Annotated in this window: 20 protein-coding genes; 10 read left to right on the top strand and 10 right to left on the bottom strand. The window is 69.7% G+C overall.

What is annotated here, in order from left to right; genetic code table 11:
- Window positions 1–8: 8 nt before the first annotated feature.
- From ACGFSB_RS22950 to ACGFSB_RS22935, 4 genes are all read right to left on the bottom strand, one after another.
- Window positions 9–1,817, bottom strand: coding sequence for a glycoside hydrolase family 35 protein (locus ACGFSB_RS22950; RefSeq protein ID WP_393402229.1), 1,809 nt, complete (start codon window positions 1,815–1,817; stop codon window positions 9–11).
- Window positions 1,814–2,692: a carbohydrate ABC transporter permease gene (locus ACGFSB_RS22945; RefSeq protein ID WP_393402226.1), complete on the bottom strand. Its 879-nt coding sequence runs from the start codon at window positions 2,690–2,692 to the stop codon at window positions 1,814–1,816. The genes ACGFSB_RS22950 and ACGFSB_RS22945 overlap by 4 nt, the downstream gene beginning before the upstream one ends.
- On the bottom strand, window positions 2,689–3,663 hold the full coding sequence (locus ACGFSB_RS22940) for a carbohydrate ABC transporter permease (protein WP_393402224.1): 975 nt from the start codon (window positions 3,661–3,663) through the stop codon (window positions 2,689–2,691). Before ACGFSB_RS22940 ends, ACGFSB_RS22945 begins: the two co-directional genes overlap by 4 nt.
- A 128-nt stretch (window positions 3,664–3,791) precedes the next feature.
- On the bottom strand, window positions 3,792–5,102 hold the full coding sequence (locus tag ACGFSB_RS22935; protein WP_393402222.1) for an ABC transporter substrate-binding protein: 1,311 nt from the start codon (window positions 5,100–5,102) through the stop codon (window positions 3,792–3,794).
- 266 nt (window positions 5,103–5,368) lie between these two features.
- Here ACGFSB_RS22935 and ACGFSB_RS22930 point away from each other — a divergent pair, with 266 nt between their 5' ends.
- Window positions 5,369–6,424 (top strand): LacI family DNA-binding transcriptional regulator, encoded by a 1,056-nt coding sequence (locus ACGFSB_RS22930; RefSeq protein ID WP_393402220.1) that lies wholly within the window; start codon window positions 5,369–5,371, stop codon window positions 6,422–6,424.
- Window positions 6,425–6,473: 49 nt separating this feature from the next.
- Window positions 6,474–6,677 carry a hypothetical protein gene (locus tag ACGFSB_RS22925; protein ID WP_393402218.1) on the top strand — a complete coding sequence of 68 codons (204 nt, stop codon included), beginning with the start codon at window positions 6,474–6,476 and terminating at the stop codon, window positions 6,675–6,677.
- Here ACGFSB_RS22925 and ACGFSB_RS22920 read toward each other — a convergent pair.
- Window positions 6,667–7,845: a GDSL-type esterase/lipase family protein gene (locus ACGFSB_RS22920; RefSeq protein ID WP_393402216.1), complete on the bottom strand. Its 1,179-nt coding sequence runs from the start codon at window positions 7,843–7,845 to the stop codon at window positions 6,667–6,669. The two genes, ACGFSB_RS22925 and ACGFSB_RS22920, sit on opposite strands and share 11 nt — an antisense overlap.
- A gap of 38 nt (window positions 7,846–7,883) precedes the next feature.
- On the bottom strand, window positions 7,884–8,453 hold the full coding sequence (locus tag ACGFSB_RS22915) for a TetR/AcrR family transcriptional regulator (protein WP_393402213.1): 570 nt from the start codon (window positions 8,451–8,453) through the stop codon (window positions 7,884–7,886).
- Between the two features lie 247 nt (window positions 8,454–8,700).
- Between ACGFSB_RS22915 and ACGFSB_RS22910 the strand changes: the two genes are divergently transcribed.
- From ACGFSB_RS22910 to ACGFSB_RS22890, 5 genes are all read left to right on the top strand, one after another.
- Window positions 8,701–10,488: a choice-of-anchor A family protein gene (locus ACGFSB_RS22910; protein WP_393402210.1), complete on the top strand. Its 1,788-nt coding sequence runs from the start codon at window positions 8,701–8,703 to the stop codon at window positions 10,486–10,488.
- 109 nt (window positions 10,489–10,597) lie between these two features.
- Window positions 10,598–11,269, top strand: a complete 672-nt coding sequence (locus tag ACGFSB_RS22905; protein ID WP_393402207.1) for a L,D-transpeptidase family protein — start codon at window positions 10,598–10,600, stop codon at window positions 11,267–11,269.
- 221 nt (window positions 11,270–11,490) lie between these two features.
- On the top strand, window positions 11,491–12,483 hold the full coding sequence (gene dhaK / locus ACGFSB_RS22900) for a dihydroxyacetone kinase subunit DhaK (RefSeq protein ID WP_393402204.1): 993 nt from the start codon (window positions 11,491–11,493) through the stop codon (window positions 12,481–12,483).
- A gap of 91 nt (window positions 12,484–12,574) precedes the next feature.
- On the top strand, window positions 12,575–13,228 hold the full coding sequence (gene dhaL / locus ACGFSB_RS22895; RefSeq protein ID WP_393402201.1) for a dihydroxyacetone kinase subunit DhaL: 654 nt from the start codon (window positions 12,575–12,577) through the stop codon (window positions 13,226–13,228).
- Entirely contained in the window at window positions 13,221–13,631 is a 411-nt protein-coding gene (locus ACGFSB_RS22890) for a PTS-dependent dihydroxyacetone kinase phosphotransferase subunit DhaM (RefSeq protein WP_393402198.1), read from the top strand. The genes dhaL and ACGFSB_RS22890 overlap by 8 nt, the downstream gene beginning before the upstream one ends.
- 10 nt (window positions 13,632–13,641) lie before the next feature.
- Here ACGFSB_RS22890 and ACGFSB_RS22885 read toward each other — a convergent pair whose 3' ends face one another.
- Window positions 13,642–14,394 carry a glycoside hydrolase family 75 protein gene (locus tag ACGFSB_RS22885; protein WP_393402196.1) on the bottom strand — a complete coding sequence of 251 codons (753 nt, stop codon included), beginning with the start codon at window positions 14,392–14,394 and terminating at the stop codon, window positions 13,642–13,644.
- A gap of 173 nt (window positions 14,395–14,567) precedes the next feature.
- On the opposite strand from ACGFSB_RS22885, the gene ACGFSB_RS22880 reads away from it, so the two are divergent.
- Both ACGFSB_RS22880 and ACGFSB_RS22875 read left to right on the top strand, forming a co-directional pair.
- Window positions 14,568–15,542, top strand: a complete 975-nt coding sequence (locus ACGFSB_RS22880; protein ID WP_393402193.1) for a fibronectin type III domain-containing protein — start codon at window positions 14,568–14,570, stop codon at window positions 15,540–15,542.
- A gap of 178 nt (window positions 15,543–15,720) precedes the next feature.
- Window positions 15,721–16,227 carry a hypothetical protein gene (locus ACGFSB_RS22875; RefSeq protein WP_393402190.1) on the top strand — a complete coding sequence of 169 codons (507 nt, stop codon included), beginning with the start codon at window positions 15,721–15,723 and terminating at the stop codon, window positions 16,225–16,227.
- A gap of 85 nt (window positions 16,228–16,312) precedes the next feature.
- Here ACGFSB_RS22875 and ACGFSB_RS22870 read toward each other — a convergent pair whose 3' ends face one another.
- Window positions 16,313–16,855 carry a PadR family transcriptional regulator gene (locus ACGFSB_RS22870; protein WP_393402187.1) on the bottom strand — a complete coding sequence of 181 codons (543 nt, stop codon included), beginning with the start codon at window positions 16,853–16,855 and terminating at the stop codon, window positions 16,313–16,315.
- A 45-nt stretch (window positions 16,856–16,900) separates the two neighbouring features.
- The gene (locus tag ACGFSB_RS22865) at window positions 16,901–18,922 is read right to left on the bottom strand and encodes an FAD-dependent oxidoreductase (RefSeq protein WP_393402184.1); all 2,022 of its coding nucleotides are present in this window, start codon (window positions 18,920–18,922) and stop codon (window positions 16,901–16,903) included.
- A gap of 260 nt (window positions 18,923–19,182) precedes the next feature.
- Here ACGFSB_RS22865 and ACGFSB_RS22860 point away from each other — a divergent pair, with 260 nt between their 5' ends.
- Complete coding sequence (locus tag ACGFSB_RS22860) at window positions 19,183–19,701, top strand: methylated-DNA--[protein]-cysteine S-methyltransferase (RefSeq protein WP_393402182.1); 519 nt, start codon at window positions 19,183–19,185, stop codon at window positions 19,699–19,701.
- On the opposite strand, the gene ACGFSB_RS22855 is transcribed toward ACGFSB_RS22860, so the two are convergent.
- Window positions 19,698–20,462 carry an IclR family transcriptional regulator gene (locus tag ACGFSB_RS22855; protein ID WP_393402179.1) on the bottom strand — a complete coding sequence of 255 codons (765 nt, stop codon included), beginning with the start codon at window positions 20,460–20,462 and terminating at the stop codon, window positions 19,698–19,700. The two genes, ACGFSB_RS22860 and ACGFSB_RS22855, sit on opposite strands and share 4 nt — an antisense overlap.
- Window positions 20,463–20,574 lie beyond the last annotated feature (112 nt).

Below are 20,574 nucleotides of genomic sequence, written 5' to 3'. Positions count from 1 at the left end.
GCCGAACGCTAGGAGAATGTCTCGACGTATTCTTCCGTCGGCCCCAGTTCAGGACTGTCACGAAGTTCGACCTGGACGCCGAAGCGTGTCAGTTCAAGGACCGTGACGAGATTCTCGCCCCTGACAAGCAGCGGTGCCGGCACATAAAGCGTCTGCTGGGGGCCGATCTCCCAATAGCGCCCGAGCAGAGATCCGTTGACCCAGGCGAATCCCTTGCCGAAGCCCGGCAGGGACAAGAAAGTGTCCGCGCGGTCGTCCACGCTGAAGGTGGCGGTCGCGAATCCCGAGCCGCCTTCCGGTGCCGCGGCTGCGACAGCGACTGCTCGGCCGATATCGTCTGCCGACCATTCGTCGAGGGGCAGCCGGTACATGCTCCAGCCGTGCACAAGCCGTCGTTCGAGCCGTACGCCACCGAGAATCCCTTTTCCCTGTCCGAGCAAGGGACCGTAATTGATGCGGCCCTGGTTCTCGACCAGGATGTCGAGCCTGATGCGCTCCCCCGCGCCCTTCAGGCCGAGCGAACCCGATTCCCGGTCGATCACTCCGGCCGGCGTCCCGTCGACGAACACCTGGGCACGATCGTGCAGTCCGGAGATCGTCAGCTCGATCGGCCCATGGGGCAGCAGCGGGTGCGCCCGGTACAGGACCAGGCCCGAGGCCTGCCCCAACTCGCCGAAACTCAGTGGATCGGCGGCCGGAACCGCCTCGGTCGTCGTGACGAGCGCGTCCAGCAGGCCCGAGCCTCGCGTGACCGGAAGCACCTGCGGCTTCAGCAGCTTCGGGTCGGGAGGCAGGGGCCGCTCCAGGACGGCCGCATCGGAGACGGAGCGCAAGCAGTCCCGCAGTGCGAAGAACTTCGGCGTCAGCTCGCCGTGCTCCGCGATGGGCGCGTGCGAGTCGTAGCTGGTGACGGTCGGTTGGAGGGCGCCTTCGCTGTGGTTCGCGCCGGCCCACAGGCCGAAGTTGGTGCCGCCGTGTGCCGGGTACAGGCTGACCGAGCCGTCGTGGTCGATGATGTCGGCGAGGGTCTCGGCCGCGCTCGTGGCCGACCGTGTGTGGTGCTTCTCGCCCCAGTGGTCGAACCAGCCGTTCCAGAACTCGGCGCAGATGAACGGCTCCCGCTCTCTCCGTGAGCGCAGCAGGCCGGCCGCCTGGTCGGCGCGCGCGCCGAAGGTGGCGGTGGCGAGGACACCGGGGAGCGTACCGCCGTCGAGCATCAACTCGGTGGGGCCGTCCGCGGTGTAGAGCAGTTCGGTGATGCCGCGGGATGTCAGCCCTTCGTGGATCCAGCGGACGTACGCGTGATCGTCTCCATAACTGCCGTACTCGTTCTCCACCTGGACGGCGACGACAGGCCCGCCGTGGACCGCCTGCAGCGCCGCGATTTTCGGCACGAGTACGTCGAACCAGCGGGCGACCTCAGCGAGATAGGGCGCGTACGACGAGCGCAACCGCATACCGGGGCGATCGGTGAGCCAGGCGGGCAGGCCGCCGTTGTCCCACTCGGCACAGATGTAGGGGCCGGGGCGGACGATCACGTCGAGTCCCGTCCGGCCCGCGAGGCGGATGAAGCGCTCGATGTCGCGCCGACCCTCGAAGTCCGGCTCGCCCTGGTGCCGCTCGTGGAAGTTCCAGGCGACATAGGTGTCCACGGTGTTGAGCCCCATGCTCGCCAGGCGTTCCAGGCGATCGCGCCACTGGTCGGGGTGGACGCGGAAGTAGTGCAGGGTGCCGGCGAGTATGCGGTGCGGCGTGCCGTCGCGCAGCAGAGCGCCGTCCGGATACGTCAGCAGGGAATCGGGGGCGGTGCGGTTCACTTGACTGCTCCGGCGGTCATGCCCGTGCGCCAGAAGCGTTGCAGGGCGAGGAAGGCGATGATCAGCGGGACCACGGACACGAGGGATCCGATGACGACGAGGGAGGCCGGGACGGCCACCCCGTGGCTGGCGTTCCAGCCGACGAGCCCGACCGTCACGGGCTGGAGCCGGTCGTCGCCCAGGACCATGGCGGGCAGCAGGTAGTTGTTCCAGATCTCGACGAACTGGAAGAGGAAGATCGTCACCAGGGCGGGGAGCATCATCGGCAGGGCGACGGTGCGGAAGACCCGGAACTCGCTCGCCCCGTCGAGCCGCCCGGCCTCGATCACCTCGTCCGGCACGGATTGAGCCGCGAAGATGCGCGCCAGGTACACGCCGAACGGGCTGACGATGCTGGGGAGCAGCACGGCGAGCGGGTTGTTGATCAGGCCGACCTCGGAGAACATCAGATACAGCGGCAGCGTGAAGAGGATCTTCGGTACGAGTACGGCGGCGAGGACAGCCCCGAACAGGGCGCCCTTGCCCCGGAATTCGTACTTGGCGAGCAGATAGCCGGCCATGGCGGAAAGCAGCGTTCCTGCCAGGGCGCCGATCCCGCAGTACAGCACGCTGTTGAGCATCCAGCGCCAGAAGATCCCGTCGCTCTGCGCGGTCAGCCTGCTGAGATTGTCCAGGAGCCCGAAGCCGTCGAACCAGAGGCCATTGCCGCTGAACTGCTTTCCGAAGGGCTTGGTGACGGAGACAAGGAGCCACCAGAGGGGGAAGAGGAAGTAGACAGTGGAGATCAGCAGCAGCGAGAGGACGACGGCCCGGCTCGCGGTGGTGGTCTCCCGCTTGGCTCCGGCCGCGCTCGCGCCGCGGGTCAGGACGCTCATGCCTTGTCACCTCTGTTGGTCAGCTTGAAGAAGGTGAAGGACAGCGCCCCGACGGCGAGGGCCAGGATGACCGACTGGGCCGCCGCGTAGTGGTAGTTGCCCGCCGCCACCGCGGACTGCGCGGACATGATCGGCGTGAACATCGAGGAGATGGAGCCGCCGGAGATGGGCTGGAGCACGGTGGGTTCGTTGTACAGCTGCGCCGATCCGATGATGGAGAACACGGAGGTCAGGACGAGGGAGCTGCGTACGGCGGGGATCTTGATGTGCCAGGCGATCCGCAGGGCGGACGCCCCGTCCATCTTCGCGGCCTCGAGCACCTCGCCGGGGATCGTCTGGAGTGCGCTGTAGATGATGATCATGTTGTAGCCGGTCCAGCTCCACGTGACGATGTTCGCCACGGACCACAGGACCGAGCCGCTGGAGAAGAACGGGATCTGGATGCCGAGCGGCTCGAGGAGGTGGTTGATGGGGCTGGACTCGGAGGAGTACATGAACGACCACACCAGGGCCGCGCTGACGCCGGGGATCGCATAGGGCAGGAAGGCGCCGAGGCGGAAGAAGCCCTTGCCGCGCGCGGACTTGGCGTCGATGAGCAGCGCGAGACCCAGCGCGAGACCCAGCATCAGGGGCACCTGGACCACGGCGAACAGGCCCACGCGCCCCAGCGCGGCCAGGAAGTCGTGGTCGCCGAAGGCCTGCGCGAAGTTGTGGAGGGGGTCGAACTCCTTGGTCGGCGCGGTCAGTCCGAGGCCGGAGCGCTTGACGACGAAGAGGCTGCTCCCGGCGGCGTAGACGATGGGCGCGATGTACATCGCCGCGAAGAGGACGAAGAAGGGCCCGCCGAACAGCAGCAGCGTGCGCTTGCTGAGCGCCGTCTCCCGCCTGCGCCGCCGTGGCGGTGGCGAGGTGTTCCGGGGGGTGTTCCCCGGCGGTGCGGCGGTGCCCGCCGCTCTGGCTGTCGTGGTCACGGTTCTCTTCCGGTTCGTCGTCGCCTGGGGCGGCCGGGTCCCCCTACCGGCCGCCCTGGTTGGTGCGGGGCGAGGCGCCGACCGGCGGAGTGTCGACGGTCGGCACCTGAGGCATCCGGCCTGCCGCCCTACTCGGTCACCTTCAGGCCCTGGTTCTTGAGTTCGCCCACCGTCTTGTCCTGGGTGGTGCGCAGGGCGTCCTTCAACGTGCCCTTGCCCGCCCAGGCCGTGCTGAGCGCGTCGTCCAGGTCGGCGGAGGTCTTGGTCATGACAGGGCCCCAGGTCCAGTCGGAGTTGACCTCGGGGGCCGCCTTCGCGAAGACGTCGTAGATCTTCTGACCGCCGAAGTACTCGTCCTTCGCCTTGAGTTGGGGCAGGTCGAGCAGGGCGGTGGCCGCCGGGTAGAGGGACGCCTTGTCGACCAGTCCCGCGTAGGCCTTGCGGTCGGTGCTGAGCCAGTGGGCGAAGGTCCACGCGGCCTTGCTGGACTTGCAGCCCTTGAGGACGGCAGTGGCCGAGCCGCCCGCGTTGCCGACCGCGGTGTCGCCCGCCTTCCACTGCGGCATCGGCGCCACCGCCCAGTCGCCCGAGCCGTCCTTGGCGCCGCCCTTGATGACACCGGCCTGCCAGACGGCGCCCACGACGGACGCGATGTTACCGCTGCCAATTCCGGTGTACCAGGACTGGTCGTACATGGGGGCCTTGCTGATCAGGCCGTCATCGACCAGGCCCTGCCAGTAACCCGCGACCTTCTGGTTGGCCGCGGAGCCGAGCCCCACCTTCCACGCGTCGCCGTCGATGCCGAACCAGCTGGCGCCCGCCTGCCAGGACAGGCCCGCGTAGTCGTAGTTCAGATAGGGCGACGAGACATAGCGCTTGGGGTCGGAGGCGTGGATCTTCTTGGCCTGGGACTTGTACTCGTCCCAGGTCTTCGGCGGCTTGAGGTGCAGCTCGTCGTAGACCTTCTTGTTGTAGAACAGGGCCATCGGCCCGGTGTCCACGGGTGATCCGTAGACCGCGTCGCCCAGCGAGACCGAGCTCCAGGCCGCCTTCTGGAAGTCGCCCTTGTCGCCGTTCGCGAACTTCGACACGTCCGTCAAGGCACCCTGCGCGGCGAAGCTCGGCAGGGTCTCGTAGCCGACCTGAGCCAGACAGGGGGCGTTGCCCGCCTGCACCGCGTTGAGCATCTTCTGGTAGCCGCCCTTGGCGCCGGGCTGCACTTCCTGGTACTCGACCTTGATATCGGGGTGCGCCTTGTTGAACGCCTTGACCGCGTCCGCGTACCCGGGCGACCAGCCCCAGAACTTCAGCGACCCTGTTCCGTCACCGTCACCGCCGCCACCGGCGGACTCCGAACCGGACGATGAGCATCCGCCGAGCACCAGCGTGAGTGTGACGGCTCCGGCTGCTACCGCCGTGCGCGTACGGGTCCTCTTCACGGCCACTCCTTGTGTACGTGGGCAGGGTCAGACCCTGACGCCGAGGGGCGGGGCCTGCTGCGAGATCGAAGGTGCGGTGCTACGAGATCGAAGACGCGGGCGGGCCGTCCCAGGCCCCGCCCCTCGCACCGATGGCCGAAACTATGGCAGAGAATGTTAGCGATGCCAATAGCCGCCTTGAGGGCTCCGCCTTGGGGGCCACTCACCCTCACGTCATGGGCTTGAGGCCGATATCATCCGGCGGAGAAAACGTGAGAGAGGCCCACATGGAGACAGAGAACAGTGGCGAGAGCGCCGCTCGGCCGCCCGGCATGGCTGACGTCGCCCGAGTCGCGGGGGTTTCCGCCCAGACGGTCTCCCGCGTACTGTCCGCTCATCCCAACGTGCGGGAGAAGACGCGCGCCAAGGTGCTCGCCGCGGTCGACCAGCTCGACTACCGCATGAACGCCGCCGCGCAGCGGCTTTCGTCGGGGCGGAGCAGGACGATCGGCGTCGTCACCCTGCAGACGACGTTCTACTCACGTACGACCGTCACATTCGGCATCGAGACGGCGGCGCGTGCCGCCGGATACACCGTGAGCACCGCCTCCACCGCCTCTCTGGACACACAGTCCGTGGAGGACGCGCTGTCCCGTCTCGCGGACCAGGGCGTGGAAGGGGTCATCCTGGCCATCCCCCTCATCCATGTGAGCCGGAAGATGGAGCAGCTCACGCGCTCGCTCCCCACCATCACCATCGACGGCTCCCGTACGTCGGCTTCCGAGGTCGTCGCGGTGGATCAGGCGCAGGCGGCGCGCCTCGCCACGAACCACCTGCTCGAGCTCGGACACGAGACGGTCTGGCATGTCGCGGGACCCGGCGAATGGCTCGACGCGGCAAGCCGCTTGCGGGGCTGGCGCGAGACCCTCGAGGCGGCGGGCAGAGACGTCCCGCCCGTCCTGAAGGGCGATTGGTCGCCCGCGTCGGGCTATCGCAACGGCCTGATCCTGGGCCGGATCCCAGAGGTGACCGCGGTGTTCGTCGCGAGCGACGAGATGGCTTTCGGGGTGATCAGGGCACTGCACGAACTGGGCAGGCGCGTGCCCGACGACATCTCCGTCGTCGGCGTCGACGACATCGCGCTGTCCGAGTACTGCTCGCCGTCACTCACGACCGTGGCCCAGTCGTTCGCCGACATGGGGGCCCTGGCCGTGTCCCACCTGATGCGCCACATCGCCGACCCGGACGCCGCACCCGAGCCCGAGTCCGTGGAACCGCGGCTCGTCGTACGCGCGAGCACCGCGCCCGCACCGGCGGTACCGCCGGTGGAACGGGACAAGTAGGCGGCGGGGTCAGGTTTCTCCGAAGGTCCGCCGGTAGGCGCCGGGTGTAGTGCCCAGGTGCGCGGCGGAAACGGCGGCGCAGGTCGACCGCCGATGCGAGTCCGACCCGGGTGGCGACGGCCTCCACCGGCAGGTCGGTCCGTTCGAGGAGGACCCGTGCCGCGTCGATGCGCCGGCTCAGGCGGGACACATCCCCACGGAGAACGCCCCGGGCCGGATCGCCCGCGCGCTCGGCGACTTCTTCACGGCGTAGTGAACGGGCCGTCAGGAGCGAAGGCCAGGGCCGCGAAGCGTTCACCGATACGGCGGTGGGTGGCGGCGTCCGGATGGATCTGGTCGGGCAGCGGCAACTCGGCGAAGTCGGTCTCTCCGTAGAGCTCACGGCCGTCCAGGTAGTACAGGTTCGGGTCGTCGGCAGCCCGCTGCGCCACGATCCGGGCCAGCTCGTCCCGGATGACATTGAGCGTCAGCTTCCCGCTCGCGCGTTCCGCCGGATCGCCCGCGGCCAGGAACTGGAGCTTGCCTTCGCCGACGAGACTGAAATCCGGGACGGCCGGGCCAGGGGTGTCCTCGTGGATCAGGCAGAAGGTGGGCGAGACGACAAGGAGCGGCGTGGCCGGGTGGCCCTCGCGGATCGTGTCGAGGAAGCCGTGCACCGCCGGGCCGAAGGCGCGCAGGCGCATCAGATCGGCGTTGACCAGGTTGATGCCGATCTTGACGCTGATCAGATCCGCGGGTGTGTCCCGCATGGTCCTGGCCGTGAACGGGTCGAGCAGGGCGCTGCCCCCGAAGCCCAGGTTGACCAGTTCCACGCCGCCCAGGGAGGCGGCGAGCGCGGGCCAGGTGGTCGTGGGGCTTGCGGCGTCGGAGCCGTGGCTGATCGAACTGCCGTGGTGCAGCCACACCTTGCGGCCCTGGTCCGGCACCGGTTCGACGGGGGCGTCGGTGCGCAGGGCGACGAGTTCGGTGGTCTCGTTGTGCGGCAGCCAGATCTCGACGTCCTTGATGTCGTCGGGCAGATCGGTGAAGCGGACGGTGCCTGCCGGGCCCGACCGGGTCTCCGCGGTCCCCGCGGTCATGTCGATGGTCAGGGTGTTGCCACCGGTCACTCGCGCTTGGTCGGCCAGGCGTCCGTCGACGAGCAGGTCGTACACGCCGTCGGGGCGGGGCGGGGCACCTGCATAGACCCGCTTGGTGGGCAGCGTGTCCAGTTCAAGGACGGTGGCCCGCGTACGGAGGACGAGCCGTACGCCGGAGGGCTGGGACTCCGCCATGGCCAGTTGCCCGTCGGCACACTGTGCGCGGGCCCAGGACGGCAGCCGGTGCGGCAATATGCCGTGCTCGGTGTGCTCGAGTTCGAGGGCGCCGCGCAGGAGGTCCTCGGTGATGGGTGTGGTGATCCAGTCGTGCTCGGTGTGCATGGACTCAACCTTGCGATGGGTGGATGGGGGTGGGGGCTTCATGGAGCGGGCCAGTTCCGCAGGAGGGCGTCCAGGGCGTCCAGGGTTCGTGTCCAGGTTTCCTGCGTGTCGGGCGCGCTGTGGCTGAAGCCGCCGCCCAGCTCCAGGCTGATGTAGCCGTGAAAGACGCTGCCCAGGAGTCGAACGGCATGGGTCTGGTCGGGCTCGGTCAGGTCATAGCCACGCAGGATCGCCCGCGTCATCTGCGCGTGTCTGCCGCCCGCGCTGGCTGCTGCCGTCTCCGGGTCGAGCCTCAGCTGGGCGGCGGCATAGCGGCCGGGGTGCTCCCTGGCGTAGTCGCGGTAGACGTTCGCGAAGGCGGTCAGGGCATCCTTCCCGGCCCGCCCGGCCAGGGCGGCGGAGCCCCGGTCGGCGAGTTCCGCCAGGGCAAGCAGGGCGATCTTGGTCTTGAGGTCGTGGGAGTTCTTGACGTGCGAGTACAGGCTCGCGACCTTGACGTCGAACCGCCTCGCGAGCTCCGAGACGGTCACCTGGTCGAAGCCGACTTCATCGGCCAGCTCGGCGCCCGACCGGGTCAGGCGTTCCGTGGTCAGTCCTACGCGTGCCATACCCTCCCCCAGATTCGCTAGAGACCATTAAGCATTTGCCTAAACCTATTAGGCAAATACAGACTACGTGTGAACCTGGTGGTCGAGCAAGCGCGAGAAGGGCCGAGGTCCACCGGCACCTGTTCGCCGTGAGCTCGGGATGCCGGTGCGCACGGACGCGTCTGACTACTCGCCCGTTGGGGGCACTGCGCGCGGCTTCGGGTCGTGTCGCCGACCGGCACAACATGCCGGAGCGCACGTTAGTGTCATGAACCCATTTTCCAGCAGACGCTTCGGCCACGCGCTCAACCGAGGGCGCGGTGCGGGCCTCTCCCTAGCGCTCCTGGGGGCCATGGCCCCGGCCCTGGTGGTGGGCGCGGGTGCGCCCGCGCACGCCGACCCCCTCCCGGGTGGCCTTGGCCCGTGTGTCCCCGGCGACTGCCCTGAGCCGTATCCCGCCATCGACAACGGCGACTACGCGGGCCGCGACAACGGCATCAACGTCTTCGTGGGTGACGATTTCCTGGTGCGCGGCAGGGCCGCCGAGGCGGAGGGGCGGGTCGTCGCTCTCGACCGGTTCGACCAGGACAAGGAGGAGGGGGCCAGCGCGGTCTACAACGTCGGGATCGCCGGTGTCGGCTCCCGTGTGCCGCCCGAGGACGGGGCGGACTTCCTGACCGCCGGCGGCGACATCGGCGTCGCCTCCGGCGAGCGGCTGTTGGCCGAGGGCGGCGTAGTGCGGCACGCGGGCAGCGTCAGCGGCACCATCGAGGGCACCGTGACCGAGGATGCCGACGCCGTCGCCCCGTATCGCCCGCTGCGCGACCAGCTCACCGCCGCCAGCCAGTGCTACGCCCGCGTCGACGGCACCCAGCGGCCGGCCACCGGCACCGCCGTGTACACACCCGACCAGACCACCTTCACCGGGGACGGCACCTCGGCGCTGCAGGTGTTCAACGTCGACTTCGACCTCGTCGGGAACAGCAAGGATGTCCAGCAAGGGCTCAACTTCGAGAACATCCCCGACGACGCCACGATCCTGGTCAACATCGTCGGGGCCAACCGCACCATCAACACCTACAGCGGCGGCATCAGCGACAGCGACGCACTCAACGCCTACCGCGACCGGCTGCTGTGGAACTTCCCCGACGCCACCACCGTGGACCTGCGGGGCACCGGCCAGTTCCAGGGCAGCGTTCTGGTCGGCGAGCAGAGCTCGATGACCACGGCGTCCATGACCGGCATCAACGGCCGCCTCTTCACGACCGGTTCGCTCACCCACACCAGCGCCGCCGGAACCGGCGGGGGCCAGGAGATCCACGCCTACCCCTTCAACGGCGATCTGCCCGCCTGCGGCAAGCCCAACTCGGTCACCGGCGAAGTGCGGGTGCGCAAGACCGACAGCGTCACCGGTGCCGCGCTGCCCGGCGCCCAGTTCGAACTGTGGCGCGAGGCCAACGGCACCGCGGGACTGCAGACCGGCGGCGCGACGCCGGACGAGAAGGTCGGCGCCGACTGCACGACCGGGGCCACTGGCCGGTGTCGGCGCGAGGTCGACCTCGGCACGTACTACTGGCGCGAGACGGGTGCCCCCGACGGATACGTCCTGCCCGACCCGAACGTCTTCGGGCCGCTGAGCCTGACCGCTGCCAACGCCTCCAAGGGCGTCGAGCTGACAGCGCGTAACACCGCCGAACCGGGGGCGACCGGTTCGATCCGCGTCAAGAAGACCGATGCCAAGACCCACAAGCCGCTTGCGGGCGCCGTGTTCGAGCTGTGGCGCGAGACCAACCGCGTCCGCGGGCTGCAGACCTCGGGCACGAGCCACGACACCCGCGTCGGCGCGGGCTGCTCCACCGACGACCGGGGCGCCTGCGTGTACGACGACCTGCCGCTCGGCGCGTACTACCTGCGCGAGACGGCCGTGCCCGAGGGCTACGCGGCTCCGGCCAAGCCGGTGACCGGGCCGTACGTCCTCACCAAGAAGAACGCCGACAACGGCGTCACCGTCAGCCTCACCAACCGACGCGGTGAACCGGGCAAGGGCGGGAAGTAGCCGCCACGGTCGCCGTCACTGGTTCGGCCGCTCCCCACGAGCGGCCGGGCCGGTGGCTCGCTCATGCTGGCCGGGCCGCTCCGATCGTGCGCCGTTCCCGGGAGAGCCCATGCGCGTCCTGCTGACCCTGGCCTGTCTGACCGCCCTGCTGCCCGCCGGTGCCGCCGTGGCAGAGGCCGCTCCTGCCCCCTGCACCGCGCCCACCGGCCCCTACCAACGTCCTCTGGAACAAGCCCTGAAGCGCCCCGTCGACGGCGTCCAGTCCCCGGCCGACTGCGACGCCATCCGCGCCTTCCAGGCCAAGCAGGGCCTCCGTCCGGCCGACGGGTACGCGAACCTCGCCACGTACCGCACCTTGGTCGCCGTACAGGCCCGCCCGAACCCGAACGCCGCAGGGCACTGTCCGGTCCGCTCCTTCCGCGTGACCTGTGTCGACCTGACCCGGCAGCTGCTCTGGGTCCAGGTGAACAAGGCGGTCCGCTTCGGTCCCATACCCATCCGCAGTGGACGTGACAGCCAGGAGACCCGCAACGGCTGGCACCGCATCTACTGGCGTCACATCGACCACAAATCCACGCTCTACGACAACGCGCCCATGCCCTACGCCCAGTTCTTCGACGGGGGCCAGGCCCTCCACGGCCGCTACGAGCCCCTCTTCGACGGCGGCGGCTCCGCGGGCTGCATAAACCTCGCACTGCGAGACGCGAAGGCGCTGTGGGACCTGCTGCGTGTCGGGGACCAGGTGTACGTGTGGGGGACCAAGGCGGGCACTGCCGGGTGACGGGGGCGAGTACGCCCACCCCTGGCGGACGGAGCATCAACACGGTGTCGTTCTCGGTCAGTTGGCCCCTGGTCCGCGCAGACGGCGGAAGAACTTCATAGCCGAACAGTTCGACCGCAGCCCGCGCCACCTGGCGCCGTTCGCTCGATAATGACCTCACCTGGCTTGACCCGCAAAGACACAGCCCAGAGGCTTACTGTCAATCTCACCAGGAGGTATCCATGAAGATGTTGATCAACGTGGCGGAGACAGTCGTCGCGGACGCGTTGCGGGGCATGGCGGCCGCGCATCCCGAGTTGACGGTCGACGTGGAGAATCGCGTGATCGTACGCAGCGACGCGCCCGTCGCCGGGAAGGTCGCCCTCGTCTCCGGTGGTGGGTCCGGGCATGAGCCGCTGCACGGTGGGTTCGTGGGGCCGGGGATGCTGTCGGCCGCCTGTCCCGGTGAGGTGTTCACCTCGCCCGTGCCGGATCAGATGGTGCGGGCCGCCGCCGCGGTCGACAGTGGGGCGGGGGTGCTGTTCGTCGTGAAGAACTACACGGGGGACGTCCTCAACTTCGACATGGCCGCCGAACTCGCCGAGGACGAGGGCATCCAGGTCGCCAAGGTGCTCGTCAACGACGATGTGGCCGTCACCGACAGTCTGTACACGGCCGGGCGGCGCGGCACCGGCGCGACGCTCTACGTCGAGAAGATCGCGGGCGCGGCGGCCGACGAGGGGATGCCCCTTGAGCGGGTCGAGTCGATCGCGCGGCAGGTGAATGAGAACGCGCGGAGCTTCGGGGTCGCCCTGAGCGCCTGTTCCACTCCTGCCAAGGGCAGCCCCACCTTTGATCTGCCGCCCGGCGAGCTGGAGTTGGGCGTCGGTATCCATGGCGAGCCCGGACGTGAGCGGCGCCCGATGATGACGTCCAGTGAGATCGCGGACTACGCCGTGGACGTCGTACTCGAGGATCTACAGCCGCGTAATCCCGTCCTCGTGCTGGTCAACGGGATGGGCGCCACGCCGCTGCTTGAGCTGTACGGCTTCAATGCCGAGGTGCAGCGCGTCCTCGCCGAGCGCGGCATCGTCGTGGCGCACACCCTGGTCGGCAACTACGTGACCTCGCTCGACATGGCCGGGGCCTCCGTGACCCTGTGTCAGGTCGACGAGGAGCTGCTTCGACTCTGGAACGCCCCGGTGCGTACGGCCGGGCTCCGCTGGGGCGTCTGATCCCCTCCCCCTCCGTCTGTCTCTGCCCGCCGTCACGACGTACGACGTCGTCTCGCTCGTGCCCAATTGTTCTACCGCGCAAGGAGTTTCCGTGCTCGACGCCGCATTCTTCCGACAGTGGCTGACCTCGACCGCCGCGCTCGTCGACCGGGAGGCGGAGCGGCTCACCGAGCTGGACTCGCCGATCGGTGACGCCGACCACGGCAGCAATCTGCAGCGTGGCTTCGCCGCCGTGGCGGGCGTGCTGGAGAAGGAAGCGCCTGCTACGCCGGGGGCCGTACTCACCCTGGCCGGGCGGCAGTTGATCTCCACCGTGGGGGGTGCGTCGGGGCCGCTGTACGGGACGTTGCTCCGGCGTACCGGCAAGGCCCTCGGTGACGCCACCGAAGTCGGTCAGCAGGAGTTCGCCGACGCACTGCGCACGGGCGTCGACGCGGTCAGCGCCCTCGGTGGCGCCGTGCCCGGCGACAAGACCATGCTGGACGCCCTCGTCCCCGCGGTCGACGCGCTCGGGGGTTCGTTCGGTGCGGCGCGTGACGCCGCGAACGAAGGTGCCCTCGCCACGATTCCCCTGCAAGCGCGCAAGGGGCGGGCCAGCTATCTGGGCGAGCGCAGCATCGGGCATCAGGATCCCGGCGCGACCTCGTCGGCTCTCCTCTTCGACGCGCTAGTCCAGACCGCAGAGGCACGGACCGGGGACGCACCGACCGGGGATGCCCAGACTCCGGAGGCCGGTCGTGAGTGACGAGAAGCTGGTCGGCATCGTCCTCGTCTCGCACAGCGGGCCCGTCGCCGAAGCCGTAGCCGCGCTGGCCAGAGGACTCGCGGGCGGCGGGGAGACCGCGCCCGTGGCCCCCGCCGGCGGCACCGATGACGGCGGCCTCGGCACCAGCTCGGACCTCATCGCGGCGGCTGCCGCGCAGGTGGACCGCGGCATGGGTGTCGTGATCCTCACCGATCTGGGCAGCGCGGTCCTCACCGTGAAGGCGCTGCTCGCCGAGGGCGACGAGCTCCCGGACGGCGCCCGCCTGGTGGACGCCCCGTTCGTGGAGGGCGCGGTCGCGGCCCTGGTGACCGCCTCGACGGGCGCCGATCTCGACGCGGTGGAGGCCGCGGCAGTGGAGGCGTACTCCTACCGGAAGGTGTGAAGCCAGACGGTCAGTTCTGGCGGAGGAACTGCCGGGCCAGCGCGTCGCCACGGGCGACCGCGGCCCGGTGGCTCTCGATGGGCGATGCCGCGGGGCCCTTGAAGACGACATAGGTGACACCGTCGTCGGTGCCACCCGTTCTGGGATCGGCGCGGATGCCGAGCGCCTTCGCGGCCGCGTACGACGCCTCACCGATGAGGTCGGTCGGGCCGGTGTCGCCGACGACGGCGTACAGGACCTTGTCCCGGTGGATCACAGCGGCGACCGAGCCGGCCTTGATGCCGTGTGCCGCGTGGTTCCATCGGCGGCTCGCGCCCGGCACGACGATGTACGGGAGCCGCTCCGCGCTCAGCTCGCGGCCGTCGGACTGCTGGAACGCGGTGGCGTGGAAGAACAGCGGGTCCGTGCGGCGGTTGCAGGCCTTGCTCACCTGGCCGTCGCAGTCGATGTCCATGTCCGCCTTCCAGAGGACGGCTCCGCGCTTGCCGCAGACGGGGATGTTCGCGCGGGCCCCGTCGTCGGTGCGGTACTTGCCGCGGGAGATCTGCCGGCAGGAACCGGCCTTGGCGAGGAGGTCGGCGGCGCGCACCGAACCCTCCATCGATGACCGGGACCATCCTTCGCGCGCGGCCGGACTCCCCTTCGCCATCAGCGATTCGGGGTGTGCCTCACGCAGCTGAGGGAGCGCCACTGCGGGCAGTGTCACGGGGGCGAGCAGGGCGGCTCCGGCTGTCACGGCGAGCGCCGCCGTTCTGGTACGCACGAGAAAAGGCCTTCCCCAGGGAGGAACTGACGGACAGACATCCCAATCTGTCCCGGCTCGTACGCCCCGGCCACCGCTCGGGGTCCGGACGGTGCACACCCCCCTCTTGATGTGCACCCGACACCCGTGTCAAATAGGTCCGGACCAATGCCGCCCGAGTGGAAGGCACGACCGTGCGACGGACCCCCCACGCCCTCCTGGCCGTCACCGCCGCCGCCTGCACCCTCACCGCCTGCGCCTGGAGCGGCGGCCAGGACGCGAAGGATGTGCAGCCCCCGGCCGCCCCCAGAGGCGTCACCGTCCAAGCGGGCAGCGCCACCACCGCCCACGTCATGTGGAACCAGGCCACGGACGACACCGGAGTCACCGGATACGACGTGTACCGGGGCGCCGCCAAGGTCGAGCACCTGCCGGGTGACAAGCACATGGTGGACGTCGTCGGCCTGAAGCCGTCCACGGCCTACACCTTCACCGTCAAGGCGCGCGACGCCGAGGGGAACGTCAGCCCGGCGAGTAAGAAGCTGACGGTGACCACGCCCGCCGCGACCGCCGCGGACCGCAAGCCGCCGTCCCGCCCCGGAAAGCCGAGCGGCAGCGCCGAGGGGAGCCGGGCGGCGACGCTGTCCTGGGGTGCGTCGTCGGACGACCAGGGCGTGGCCTCGTACGAGATCTACCAGGGCACCTCGAAGATCCACAGCGTGGCCGGGAGCGAGCGCCGGACCCTCGTCACGGGGTTGCGGCCGGGCACCGCCTATCGCTTCACCGTCAAGGCGCTCGACGCGGCCGACAACGCGTCGCCCGCGAGCCGCGCCGTCCGCATCACCACGGTGGCAGGCCGGGACGACGGGCGCGGCACGGCACCGACGGACTTCCGCGCGCGGACCCACCACGCCGACGGGGCGTACTACATCGACCTGGCGTGGACGCCTCCGCACACCGGCGGCGCGGTGTCGGAGTACCAGATCCACCTCGACGGCAGGACCGCCACCTCGCTGGTGTTCGGCGGTACGGCGCCCCGGAAGAAGGCCACGCACAGCTTCTATGTGGGCAAGAAGCCCGGCGACACACACCGCGTGAAGCTGCGTGCCAAGCTTCCTGACGGGACGTGGGGCGGCTACTCCCGCGAACGGAAGGTCACCACCGGCTGACTCCCATGACGCCGGGTCAGGTGTCGGCCGTACGAAGGATTCCGTCACCTGCCCGGTGGCTGTCCACATGCGGCTTCGGCGAATGGCACGTTGGCTCGTCGTCAGGTAGCACGGGCGCTCCCCGACCCCCGGCGGCGCATGGGATGTACCGCCTCCCGTGTCACCGGAGGGCAGACTCATGCGTACTACTCGGATATTCGTCCGCTCCGGCCTGACCATCGCCGCCGCGGCTGCGCTTCCGCTGGCACTGACAGCTCCGGCGTCCGCGGGTGGCGGCATCACGGTGACCGCCACCGGATCGACCGTCACGGCCACCACGACGGCCTGCCCCAACGGAGGCAATGCCGCGCTGATGAGCGACGGCAATGCCAGCTTCGCCCAGGGGCGGCAAGTGCCGCTGACCGGCGGCAGCGCCTCCTGGCAGAACGTCAGTACCGGCGTCCATACGGTGGCGGTGGTCTGCCAGGACGGCTCGTCCGCCGGTTCCCGGACCGTCACCGTCGGCGCCCCGTCGACCATCTCATCGACGTCCGCGCCCGCGCGGGGTGTCCAAGGTGGTCTCGGGGGCGGCAGCGAGGATCGGGGCACTCAGACCCTCGTCGCGGGCGGGGCCCTCGTGGCCTTGGCCGCGGGCGGTGGCGGTGCCTGGTACCTGCGTCGCCGCAACGTGCGGCACCGGCTCTGATCCAGGGCCGATCACGAAGAGAGCGGCTGCCGCCGGCCTGACACGAGTCGGGACCGGCGGCAGCCGTCGTTCACGGGCCCCTCCGTCAGCGGGCGTCCGGCGCCCCGAGCTCCTCAAGCGTCCGCTCCAGCCACTGCGTCCAGAACGTCTCCAGATCGATCCCGGCCCGCAGCACCACATGCCGCAGCCGGTCCTCCACCGCGTCCTTGCCCGGCGGGAAGTCCCGCTTCTCGATCTCCTCATACTCCGCCAACTGCTGCCGGTGCAGGGCGAGATGGCGGCGCAGATCCGCCTCGATGCCGTCCGTGCCGACGACCGCCGCCGCCCGCAGGCGCAGCAGTAGCGTGTCCCGCAGCGGCTTGGGGTCCTGGCTCGCGGCCGTCCAGCGGGCCAGCTCTGCGCGGCCCGCGGGCAGGACCTCGTACTCCTTCTTCTGCCCGCGGGTCGCCTGCTGCCGCTCAAGCGCGCGGATGGCCCCGTCCCGCTCCAGTTTGCCCAGCTCCCGGTAGATCTGCTGGTGCGTCGCCGACCAGAAGTAGCCGATCGACTTGTCGAACCTGCGGGTCAGTTCGAGCCCCGACGAAGGCTTCTCCAGGAGGGCGGTGAGGATCGCGTGCGGGAGTGACATGGCGGCCATCCTAAGTACGGCCGCCCGGAACGGGCGGCGCCCACCTCACAGTGCCGCGGCCAGCTCCGTGCCCTGTTTGATGGCACGCTTGGCGTCCAGCTCGGCCGCCACGTCGGCGCCCCCGATGAGGTGCGCGCTGTGCCCGCCGGCAAGCAGCTCCTCGTACAGGTCGCGGCGCGGGTCCTGGCCGGAGCAGAGGACGACCGTGTCGACGGGGATGACCGTGGACCGGCCGTCGACCGTGACATGCAGGCCCGCGTCGTCGATCAGGTCGTAGCTCGCGCCCGCGACCATCGTGACGCCGCGATGGCGCAGCTCGGTGCGGTGGATCCAGCCCGTGGTCTTGCCGAGGCCCTGGCCGACTTTGGACGTCTTGCGCTGCAGGAGGTGCACGGAGCGCGGCGGGGCCGGTCGGTCGGGCGTGGTCAGGCCGCCGCGGTCCTTGTAGTCCATGTCGACTCCCCACTGACGGAAGTACGTCGCCGGGTCGAGGCTCGCCTTGTCGCCGCTGTCGGTGAGGTACTCGGCGACGTCGAAGCCGATGCCGCCCGCGCCGATGATGGCGACGCGCTCCCCCACGGGCGCGCTGTCGCGCAGCACGTCGAGGTAGCCGACCACGCTGGGGTGGTCGATGCCGGGGATCTCGGGGGTGCGGGGCGTGACTCCGGTGGCGACGACCACTTCGTCGTACGTGGCCTTCGCCAGCCCCTCCGCGGTGGCGCGGGTGTTCAACTGGACGTCCACGCCGTGCAGTTCGAGCTGGGTGCGGTAGTAGCGCAGTGTCTCGTCGAACTCTTCCTTGCCCGGGATCTTGCGGGCCACGTTGAGCTGGCCGCCGATCTCGGACGCCGCGTCGATGAGCGTGACGTCGTGGCCGCGCTCGGCGGCCGACACCGCGAAGGCGAGTCCGGCCGGGCCCGCGCCGACGACGGCGACGCGCTTCTTGGTGCGGGTCGGCGCGAGGACGAGCTCCGTCTCGTGGCAGGCGCGCGGGTTCACCAGGCAGGAGGTGATCTTCAGGTTGAAGGTGTGGTCGAGGCAGGCCTGGTTGCAGCCGATGCAGGTGTTGATGGCGTCGGACTGCTCGGCCTGCGCCTTGGCGACGAAGTCCGGGTCGGCGAGCAGCGGCCGTGCAAGGGACACCATGTCGGCGGCACCGTCGGCGAGCAACTGCTCGGCGATCTCAGGGGTGTTGATGCGGTTGGTGGTGACGAGGGGGACGGAGACCTCGCCCATGACCTTCTTGGTGGCGAAGGCGTACGCGCCGCGTGGCACCGACGTCGCGATGGTGGGGATGCGCGCCTCGTGCCAGCCGATGCCGGTGTTGATGATCGTGGCACCGGCGGCCTCGATCTCCTTGGCCAGGTGGACGACCTCTTCGAGGGTCGAGCCGCCGGGGATCAGGTCCAGCATGGAGAGCCGGTAGATGATGATGAAGTCCGCGCCGACGCGCTCGCGTATGCGCCGGACGATCTCGACGGGGAAGCGGATGCGGTTCTCGTAGGAGCCGCCCCAGCGGTCGTCGCGCTGGTTGGTGGGAGCCGCGATGAACTCGTTGATCAAGTAGCCCTCGGAGCCCATGACTTCGACTCCGTCGTAGCCCGCGAGCTTGGCGAGCTCGGCGGCACGCACGAAGTCCTCGATGGTCTGCTCGACCTCGTCGTCCTCGAGAGCTCGGGGGACGAAGGGGCTGATCGGCGCCTTGATCGCGCTCGGCGCGACGAGGCCCTCGTGGTAGGCGTAACGCCCGAAGTGCAGGATCTGCATGGCGATCTTGCCACCGGCGGCGTGCACCGCCGCCGTGACGCCCGCGTGCTTCTCGGCCTCCGCCTCGGTGGTGAGCTTGGCGCCACCGTCCCAGGGGCGGCCGAGCTCGTTCGGGGCGATGCCACCGGTGACGATGAGGCCTACACCGCCGCGCGCACGGGTCGCGTAGAACTCGGCCATCCGCTCGAAACCGTTCGGCGCCTCTTCCAGGCCCACGTGCATGGATCCCATGAGGACCCGGTTGGGCAGGGTGGTGAAGCCGAGGTCCAGCGGGTTCAGCAGGTTCGGGTAGCGGCTCATGCGGGCCCTCCGTACGCGGTGTGTCGTCGGGACATTTCTAGAGGACGCCCGCGCATTGTGCAACTAGTTGCATAACGATGTGTCGGGCACCACCTCGGACTCCACCTCGGCACATCGCACCGTGTGCGCAGGGTCGCGGGCTCCAGCTCCTGGCCGTGACACCCGCATGAGCGCCACGTCCGAATCCCGCCAGCCGTGCGCCCCCGCACCCCGCAGACTTGAGGGCGTCACCTGGGAAAAGTGGGAAAAGGGAGCATCTGATGAGCAAGGTCAAGGCCAAGGCCGTCTACACGACCGTCGACAGCCCGCTGGGCGAGCTGCTGCTGGTCGGTGAGGAGTCGGCCACCGCGCACGGCGGCACCGCGCTCGCCTCGCTGTCCACGCCGGAACAGAAGGGCGGCGCCGTCGTCCAGGACGGCTGGGTGCGCGACGACGAGGCCTTCGCCGTGATCGCCGCGCAGCTGCGCGCGTACTTCGACGGGACGCGTCAGCACTTCGACATCGAGTACGTGAGCGGCGTCGGCACCGACTTCCAGCAGCGGGTCTGGCACGCCCTCGACACTCTCCCGTACGGCACGACGACGACGTACGGGAAGCTCGCCGAGCAGCTCGGCCTCTCGCGCGCCGCGGTCCGCGCCCTGGGCACGGCGATCGGGCGCAACCCCCTGCTCGTCGTCCGCCCCTGCCACCGGGTCATCGGCGCCGACGGCTCGCTGACCGGCTACGCCGGCGGCCTTGAGCGCAAGCAGCGGCTTCTCGACCTGGAGTCGACGATCTAGCGTCGGTGGCCCAGGCGCTCCGAGAGGTCGCCCGCGCCCTTGGCGGCAAGCTCGGCGAGTTCGATCTCGCGCTGCTCCGTCCAGCGGATCATCGGCACGGAGATGGAGAGCGCCGCGACGACGCGGCCGCTGCTGTCGCGCACCGGAGCTGCCACACAGCTCACGTCCGGGTTGGACTCGCGATGCTCGGCCGCGATCCCGCGCTCCCGGACGTCGGCGAGCGCGGCGAGCAGCTCGGCCGGCTTCGTGATGCTGTTCTCGGTCATCGCCACAAGATCCCGTCCCCCCAGGCGCGCCTCGAGCTCGGCCGGAGCCAGCGACGCGAGCAGCATCTTGCCGACCGAGGTGCAGTGGGCCGGGAGTTTGCGGCCCGCGGCGGAGACCATGCGGACGGCGTGCGTGGAGTCCACCTTGGCGATGTAGATGACGTCCGTGTCCTCAAGGACCGCCACATGGACGGTCTCGTCGCAGGTCTCCGCGACCTCCCGTGCCACCTGCTGGCCCTCGGCGGCCAGGTCGAGCTGTTCGGCGTACCTGCTGCCGAGCTGGTAGGCACGTACGCCGAGGCGGTAGCGGCCCGTCTGGTCCGGAATCTGGACAAGGTACGAGCGGGCGGCAAGGGTGGTGAGCAGTTCGTGCACGGTGGTGCGGGGCAGCTGGAGTCTGCGGGTGACGTCGGGGGCGGACAGTGTCCCGTCGCCCTCCAGGAACAGCTCCAGTATGTCCAGCGCTCGCGTCACCGCAGGTACCAGTCGTCCCATGGTCGGCCTCCCACCCCGTGCGTCCGAAACGCTTCGGAAACTGCGTCCGAAACTTCGGTCAACGATCGATATGACGAACACAGGCTAGACACAGCTACGTTCGGTGCGCAAC

Source organism: Streptomyces sp. NPDC048441 (assembly GCF_043200235.1).
Taxonomy (GTDB): Bacteria; Actinomycetota; Actinomycetes; order Streptomycetales; family Streptomycetaceae; genus Streptomyces.
This window is presented reverse-complemented; position numbering and strand designations above follow the sequence as displayed.

Bases quoted from the DNA above. Each gene is read 5' to 3' on its own strand.
- ACGFSB_RS22910 (WP_393402210.1), top strand. From the start codon at position 8,701: ATGAACCCATTTTCCAGCAGACGCTTCGGCCACGCGCTCAACCGAGGG.
- ACGFSB_RS22875 (WP_393402190.1), top strand. From the start codon at position 15,721: ATGCGTACTACTCGGATATTCGTCCGCTCCGGCCTGACCATCGCCGCC.
- dhaK (WP_393402204.1), top strand. From the start codon at position 11,491: ATGAAGATGTTGATCAACGTGGCGGAGACAGTCGTCGCGGACGCGTTG.
- ACGFSB_RS22860 (WP_393402182.1), top strand. From the start codon at position 19,183: ATGAGCAAGGTCAAGGCCAAGGCCGTCTACACGACCGTCGACAGCCCG.
- ACGFSB_RS22870 (WP_393402187.1), bottom strand. From the start codon at position 16,855: ATGTCACTCCCGCACGCGATCCTCACCGCCCTCCTGGAGAAGCCTTCG.
- ACGFSB_RS22905 (WP_393402207.1), top strand. From the start codon at position 10,598: ATGCGCGTCCTGCTGACCCTGGCCTGTCTGACCGCCCTGCTGCCCGCC.
- ACGFSB_RS22915 (WP_393402213.1), bottom strand. From the start codon at position 8,453: ATGGCACGCGTAGGACTGACCACGGAACGCCTGACCCGGTCGGGCGCC.
- ACGFSB_RS22865 (WP_393402184.1), bottom strand. From the start codon at position 18,922: ATGAGCCGCTACCCGAACCTGCTGAACCCGCTGGACCTCGGCTTCACC.
- ACGFSB_RS22930 (WP_393402220.1), top strand. From the start codon at position 5,369: ATGGAGACAGAGAACAGTGGCGAGAGCGCCGCTCGGCCGCCCGGCATG.
- ACGFSB_RS22855 (WP_393402179.1), bottom strand. From the start codon at position 20,462: ATGGGACGACTGGTACCTGCGGTGACGCGAGCGCTGGACATACTGGAG.
- ACGFSB_RS22945 (WP_393402226.1), bottom strand. From the start codon at position 2,692: ATGAGCGTCCTGACCCGCGGCGCGAGCGCGGCCGGAGCCAAGCGGGAG.
- ACGFSB_RS22920 (WP_393402216.1), bottom strand. From the start codon at position 7,845: ATGCACACCGAGCACGACTGGATCACCACACCCATCACCGAGGACCTC.